General features: G+C 38.6%; 1 protein-coding gene. It reads left to right on the forward strand.

The genetic code is table 11. The features are described 5' to 3' along the window. Positions 1 to 85 precede the first annotated feature (85 nt). Positions 86 to 661, forward strand: a 576-nt coding sequence (locus tag AC1DRF_RS31205) for a response regulator transcription factor (RefSeq protein ID WP_477742723.1), incomplete at its 3' end; no start/stop codon positions are given.

The following is a 661-nucleotide window of genomic DNA, read 5'->3' on the forward strand; positions in this document are numbered from 1 at the left end:
ATCTTATGCGGCTCTCTGTTTACTATAAACAGAGAGCTTACTGTGCGTAAAAGCTGGACAAACTTAGGAATAGGGAGAGACATGTATGATTCAAATATTAGTTGCAGATGATGATCAACATATTCGAGAGCTGATATCATTATATTTAGAAAATCAAGGATTCAAAATTATAAAAGCAGCAGATGGTGAAGAAGCGTGGGCGAAAATGGAAGAGTTTCGAAKTGATCTAGCGGTCGTTGATATCATGATGCCATTTAAAGACGGATGGGAACTAACAAAGGAAATTAAGGAGTATTTTGATATACCGGTTTTAATGGTAACAGCTAGAGGCGAATCGCATGATAAGCTAAAAGGATTTGATATCGGAACAGACGACTATGTCGTGAAGCCTTTTGATCCTCAGGAAATGGTTGCTCGTGTAAAGGCTCTTTTACGCAGGTACCGAGTAGAAGCTAACAATGTAATCTATATGGGGAATATAAAACTAGACCGTACCAAATTAGAGATGAGTGCAGGAGAAACAAGCGAACAGCTGCCGTTAAAAGAGTTTGAATTACTGTTCACGTTAGTTAGTTCTCCAGGAAAGATTTTTACTCGTGATCAGCTTATTCAATTAATTTGGGGATATGATTATGAAGGCGATGAGCGCACGGTAGACGTT

This window comes from Priestia sp. P5_B4, assembly GCF_056400385.1.